Genomic DNA, 5,423 nt, shown 5'->3' on the forward strand with positions numbered 1-5,423 from the left:
AGTTTTCGCCGAGTTAACGATTCGATCTTCTCGGTCGAAAGCGGAGAAAAAGAGGTGTTGACAGCAGCGTGTAACGCTGTAGAATTCGCCTCCCGCTGACGAGAGATCGGAAGCGCAAGTGGTTGAAGTTGCAAAGGAAACTTTGAAAACTTCTTAAAATAACCGCTTGACAGATACAGAGGCTGCTGTAGAATGCGCGCCTCGGTTGAGACGAAAGACTTAACCAACCGCTCTTTAACAACTGAATCAAGCAATTCGTGTGGGTGCTTGTGGAGTCAGACTGATAGTCAGAAAGATTATCAGCATCACAAGTTACTCCGCGAGAAATCAAAGATGTAACCAACGATTGCTGAGCCAAGTTTAGGGTTTTCTCAAAACCCAAAGATGTTTGAACTGAAGAGTTTGATCATGGCTCAGATTGAACGCTGGCGGCAGGCCTAACACATGCAAGTCGAGCGGTAGAGAGGTGCTTGCACCTCTTGAGAGCGGCGGACGGGTGAGTAATGCCTAGGAATCTGCCTGGTAGTGGGGGATAACGTCCGGAAACGGACGCTAATACCGCATACGTCCTACGGGAGAAAGCAGGGGACCTTCGGGCCTTGCGCTATCAGATGAGCCTAGGTCGGATTAGCTAGTTGGTGGGGTAATGGCTCACCAAGGCGACGATCCGTAACTGGTCTGAGAGGATGATCAGTCACACTGGAACTGAGACACGGTCCAGACTCCTACGGGAGGCAGCAGTGGGGAATATTGGACAATGGGCGAAAGCCTGATCCAGCCATGCCGCGTGTGTGAAGAAGGTCTTCGGATTGTAAAGCACTTTAAGTTGGGAGGAAGGGTACTTACCTAATACGTGAGTATTTTGACGTTACCGACAGAATAAGCACCGGCTAACTCTGTGCCAGCAGCCGCGGTAATACAGAGGGTGCAAGCGTTAATCGGAATTACTGGGCGTAAAGCGCGCGTAGGTGGTTCGTTAAGTTGGATGTGAAATCCCCGGGCTCAACCTGGGAACTGCATCCAAAACTGGCGAGCTAGAGTATGGTAGAGGGTGGTGGAATTTCCTGTGTAGCGGTGAAATGCGTAGATATAGGAAGGAACACCAGTGGCGAAGGCGACCACCTGGACTGATACTGACACTGAGGTGCGAAAGCGTGGGGAGCAAACAGGATTAGATACCCTGGTAGTCCACGCCGTAAACGATGTCAACTAGCCGTTGGGAGCCTTGAGCTCTTAGTGGCGCAGCTAACGCATTAAGTTGACCGCCTGGGGAGTACGGCCGCAAGGTTAAAACTCAAATGAATTGACGGGGGCCCGCACAAGCGGTGGAGCATGTGGTTTAATTCGAAGCAACGCGAAGAACCTTACCAGGCCTTGACATCCAATGAACTTTCCAGAGATGGATTGGTGCCTTCGGGAGCATTGAGACAGGTGCTGCATGGCTGTCGTCAGCTCGTGTCGTGAGATGTTGGGTTAAGTCCCGTAACGAGCGCAACCCTTGTCCTTAGTTACCAGCACGTCATGGTGGGCACTCTAAGGAGACTGCCGGTGACAAACCGGAGGAAGGTGGGGATGACGTCAAGTCATCATGGCCCTTACGGCCTGGGCTACACACGTGCTACAATGGTCGGTACAGAGGGTTGCCAAGCCGCGAGGTGGAGCTAATCCCACAAAACCGATCGTAGTCCGGATCGCAGTCTGCAACTCGACTGCGTGAAGTCGGAATCGCTAGTAATCGCGAATCAGAATGTCGCGGTGAATACGTTCCCGGGCCTTGTACACACCGCCCGTCACACCATGGGAGTGGGTTGCACCAGAAGTAGCTAGTCTAACCTTCGGGAGGACGGTTACCACGGTGTGATTCATGACTGGGGTGAAGTCGTAACAAGGTAGCCGTAGGGGAACCTGCGGCTGGATCACCTCCTTAATCGACGACATCAGCTGCTTCATAAGCTCCCACACGAATTGCTTGATTCATTGAAGAAGACGATTGGGTCTGTAGCTCAGTTGGTTAGAGCGCACCCCTGATAAGGGTGAGGTCGGCAGTTCGAATCTGCCCAGACCCACCAATTACTGGTGCACCCTGTAGCGATACGGGGCCATAGCTCAGCTGGGAGAGCGCCTGCCTTGCACGCAGGAGGTCAGCGGTTCGATCCCGCTTGGCTCCACCATTACAGATTGGTGTCCATCGTTTAAAGCTTAGAAATGAGCATTCCATCAAGTGGATGGTGAATGTTGATTTCTGATCTTTATCAGAATCGTTCTTTAAAAATTTGGGTATGTGATAGAAAGATAGACTGGATAGCACTTTCACTGGTGTTGTTCAGGCTAAGGTAAAATTTGTGAGTTTAATCGCGAATTTTCGGCGAATGTCGTCTTCACAGTATAACCAGATTGCTTGGGGTTATATGGTCAAGTGAAGAAGCGCATACGGTGGATGCCTTGGCAGTCAGAGGCGATGAAAGACGTGGTAGCCTGCGAAAAGCTTCGGGGAGTCGGCAAACAGACTTTGATCCGGAGATGTCTGAATGGGGGAACCCAGCCATCATAAGATGGTTATCTTGTACTGAATACATAGGTGCAAGAGGCGAACCAGGGGAACTGAAACATCTAAGTACCCTGAGGAAAAGAAATCAACCGAGATTCCCTTAGTAGTGGCGAGCGAACGGGGACTAGCCCTTAAGTGGCTTTGAGATTAGCGGAACGCTCTGGAAAGTGCGGCCATAGTGGGTGATAGCCCTGTACGCGAAAATCTCTTAGTCATGAAATCGAGTAGGACGGAGCACGAGAAACTTTGTCTGAATATGGGGGGACCATCCTCCAAGGCTAAATACTACTGACTGACCGATAGTGAACTAGTACCGTGAGGGAAAGGCGAAAAGAACCCCGGAGAGGGGAGTGAAATAGATCCTGAAACCGTATGCGTACAAGCAGTGGGAGCAGACTTTGTTCTGTGACTGCGTACCTTTTGTATAATGGGTCAGCGACTTATATTCAGTGGCGAGCTTAACCGAATAGGGGAGGCGTAGCGAAAGCGAGTCTTAATAGGGCGTTTAGTCGCTGGGTATAGACCCGAAACCGGGCGATCTATCCATGGGCAGGTTGAAGGTTAGGTAACACTGACTGGAGGACCGAACCGACTACCGTTGAAAAGTTAGCGGATGACCTGTGGATCGGAGTGAAAGGCTAATCAAGCTCGGAGATAGCTGGTTCTCCTCGAAAGCTATTTAGGTAGCGCCTCATGTATCACTGTAGGGGGTAGAGCACTGTTTCGGCTAGGGGGTCATCCCGACTTACCAAACCGATGCAAACTCCGAATACCTACAAGTGCCGAGCATGGGAGACACACGGCGGGTGCTAACGTCCGTCGTGAAAAGGGAAACAACCCAGACCGTCAGCTAAGGTCCCAAAGTTATGGTTAAGTGGGAAACGATGTGGGAAGGCTTAGACAGCTAGGAGGTTGGCTTAGAAGCAGCCACCCTTTAAAGAAAGCGTAATAGCTCACTAGTCGAGTCGGCCTGCGCGGAAGATGTAACGGGGCTCAAACCATACACCGAAGCTACGGGTATCACGTAAGTGATGCGGTAGAGGAGCGTTCTGTAAGCCTGTGAAGGTGAGTTGAGAAGCTTGCTGGAGGTATCAGAAGTGCGAATGCTGACATGAGTAACGACAATGGGTGTGAAAAACACCCACGCCGAAAGACCAAGGTTTCCTGCGCAACGTTAATCGACGCAGGGTTAGTCGGTCCCTAAGGCGAGGCTGAAAAGCGTAGTCGATGGAAAACAGGTTAATATTCCTGTACTTCTAGTTATTGCGATGGAGGGACGGAGAAGGCTAGGCCAGCTTGGCGTTGGTTGTCCAAGTTTAAGGTGGTAGGCTGGAATCTTAGGTAAATCCGGGGTTCTAAGGCCGAGAGCTGATGACGAGTTACCTTTTAGGTGACGAAGTGGTTGATGCCATGCTTCCAAGAAAAGCTTCTAAGCTTCAGATAACTAGGAACCGTACCCCAAACCGACACAGGTGGTTGGGTAGAGAATACCAAGGCGCTTGAGAGAACTCGGGTGAAGGAACTAGGCAAAATGGCACCGTAACTTCGGGAGAAGGTGCGCCGGTGAGGGTGAAGGACTTGCTCCGTAAGCCCATGCCGGTCGAAGATACCAGGCCGCTGCGACTGTTTATTAAAAACACAGCACTCTGCAAACACGAAAGTGGACGTATAGGGTGTGACGCCTGCCCGGTGCCGGAAGGTTAATTGATGGGGTTAGCTAACGCGAAGCTCTTGATCGAAGCCCCGGTAAACGGCGGCCGTAACTATAACGGTCCTAAGGTAGCGAAATTCCTTGTCGGGTAAGTTCCGACCTGCACGAATGGCGTAACGATGGCGGCGCTGTCTCCACCCGAGACTCAGTGAAATTGAAATCGCTGTGAAGATGCAGTGTATCCGCGGCTAGACGGAAAGACCCCGTGAACCTTTACTATAGCTTTGCACTGGACTTTGAATTTGCTTGTGTAGGATAGGTGGGAGGCTTTGAAGCGTGGACGCCAGTTCGCGTGGAGCCATCCTTGAAATACCACCCTGGCAACTTTGAGGTTCTAACTCAGGTCCGTTATCCGGATCGAGGACAGTGTATGGTGGGTAGTTTGACTGGGGCGGTCTCCTCCTAAAGAGTAACGGAGGAGTACGAAGGTGCGCTCAGACCGGTCGGAAATCGGTCGTAGAGTATAAAGGCAAAAGCGCGCTTGACTGCGAGACAGACACGTCGAGCAGGTACGAAAGTAGGTCTTAGTGATCCGGTGGTTCTGTATGGAAGGGCCATCGCTCAACGGATAAAAGGTACTCCGGGGATAACAGGCTGATACCGCCCAAGAGTTCATATCGACGGCGGTGTTTGGCACCTCGATGTCGGCTCATCACATCCTGGGGCTGAAGCCGGTCCCAAGGGTATGGCTGTTCGCCATTTAAAGTGGTACGCGAGCTGGGTTTAGAACGTCGTGAGACAGTTCGGTCCCTATCTGCCGTGGACGTTTGAGATTTGAGAGGGGCTGCTCCTAGTACGAGAGGACCGGAGTGGACGAACCTCTGGTGTTCCGGTTGTCACGCCAGTGGCATTGCCGGGTAGCTATGTTCGGAAAAGATAACCGCTGAAAGCATCTAAGCGGGAAACTTGCCTCAAGATGAGATCTCACTGGAACCTTGAGTTCCCTGAAGGGCCGTCGAAGACTACGACGTTGATAGGTTGGGTGTGTAAGCGCTGTGAGGCGTTGAGCTAACCAATACTAATTGCCCGTGAGGCTTGACCATATAACACCCAAGCAATTTGCGCTTAACAGCCAGATTGCGGTGTGTGAAGACGAAACGAACCGAAAGTTCGAGAAAACACACAAACTATCGCATACCCAATTTGCTGAAGCGTCGAAAGACG

At 51.4% G+C, this 5,423-nt stretch carries 2 tRNA genes and 2 rRNA genes; all 4 read left to right on the top strand.

Annotated features, from left to right (window positions below):
• Positions 1 to 390 precede the first annotated feature (390 nt).
• The 4 genes from AC07PQ_RS30640 (at position 391) to AC07PQ_RS30655 (ending at position 5,302) form a co-directional block, all read left to right on the top strand.
• Positions 391 to 1,927: ribosomal RNA gene (locus AC07PQ_RS30640) — 16S ribosomal RNA — on the top strand.
• A 65-nt stretch (positions 1,928 to 1,992) separates the two neighbouring features.
• A tRNA-Ile gene (locus AC07PQ_RS30645) sits at positions 1,993 to 2,069 on the top strand.
• A 26-nt stretch (positions 2,070 to 2,095) separates the two neighbouring features.
• Positions 2,096 to 2,171, top strand: a tRNA-Ala gene (locus AC07PQ_RS30650).
• A gap of 239 nt (positions 2,172 to 2,410) precedes the next feature.
• Positions 2,411 to 5,302, top strand: a 23S ribosomal RNA gene (locus tag AC07PQ_RS30655).
• Together the 16S and 23S rRNA genes with 2 tRNA genes alongside form the textbook arrangement of a ribosomal RNA operon.
• Positions 5,303 to 5,423: the final 121 nt, after the last annotated feature.

It is taken from the genome of Pseudomonas sp. GW821-FHT09E12, from assembly GCF_059416085.1.